General features: G+C 45.4%; 1 pseudogene. It reads right to left on the bottom strand.

Annotated elements, in window-relative coordinates:
• Positions 1 to 540: pseudogene (locus R7R24_RS29850) on the bottom strand (GGDEF domain-containing protein); the annotation flags it as partial.

Here is a 540-nt window from a genome sequence, read left to right as displayed (position 1 = left end):
GGATCGTTCACCTCCACCAGCAACACAAATTCTTCACCGCCCCAGCGAATCAGCAGGTCACCTGAACGAGTGGATTCGTTGAAGATAGAGGTAATGTGCATCAACATTTGGTCGCCGATGTCGTGACCATAAGTGTCGTTAAAAGCTTTGAAATGGTCGACATCAAGAACCGCAAGCGCGAAGGTTCTATCTGGAGTGCGGCGGGCCATCTTCTCTAACCATACTTCTAAATAGCGGCGATTGTGAAGGCCCGTCAACAGATCTGTAGTACTTTCTTGCGTTAGTGCTTTATTGATCTTTTTGACTCGCAAAACATAACGGAAACCCACCACACCAATGGCTGCAATAGCGATAAAGTAGAACATTTCACGGTAACGTTGCGAGCGCAACTCAGAGGCTTGAAGTGCGTTTTTCGTCTCAAGCAAATTCAACTCTTTTGAGCCAATTTCGCTTCAAGGTCAAACTTAATGTTGATCATTTCTTCGCCGTGAATGTGCTCAGAAAATTCTTCTTCAAGTGCTCTCAACTGAGACAAATAGC

Source organism: Vibrio sp. 704, assembly GCF_033339295.1.
Note: the sequence above shows the minus strand (reverse complement) of the source record. Positions and strands in the feature narration are given on the sequence as shown.